This is a genomic window from Prevotella sp. HMSC073D09 (assembly GCF_001814145.1).
In the GTDB taxonomy this organism is placed as follows: Bacteria; Bacteroidota; Bacteroidia; order Bacteroidales; family Bacteroidaceae; genus Prevotella; species Prevotella conceptionensis.
Genome location: NZ_KV815133.1, coordinates 1 through 408 on the forward strand (window position 1 = coordinate 1; position 408 = coordinate 408).

Annotated in this window: 2 tRNA genes; both read left to right on the forward strand. The window is 54.2% G+C overall.

The annotated features are described in order from the left end of the window. Positions 1-128 precede the first annotated feature (128 nt). Positions 129-202 (forward strand) — tRNA-Ile (locus tag HMPREF2955_RS13295). An 86-nt stretch (positions 203-288) separates the two neighbouring features. Then, positions 289-362 (forward strand) — tRNA-Ala (locus HMPREF2955_RS13300). Positions 363-408 lie beyond the last annotated feature (46 nt).

Here is a 408-nt window from a genome sequence, read left to right on the forward strand (position 1 = left end):
CCGATACAGAGGGAATCAGGGAATTGGGTTCCGCGTCGTCGGTTGTCTTCACCTATATATATAAGGTGTGAGCGCGATGCTGGTTTAGACTCCCCTTACGGCCCTGGCCGGACCTCCCGCCGACACGCAGTCCTATAGCTCAGTTGGTTAGAGCGCCACACTGATAATGTGGAGGTCGGCAGTTCAAGTCTGCCTGGGACTACACATCGCACGATGGTGCAATGTGTGCAGGCGACAAGCCTGCGGGACTACACATCGCACTTTGTTTGGTGCGACCCCTTTAATCGCGGGGGATTAGCTCAGCTGGCTAGAGCACCTGCTTTGCAAGCAGGGGGTCAACGGTTCGAATCCGTTATTCTCCACTTTGCGCTTTGTTGCGCATGAGATCTTTGACATATTGACACAAGC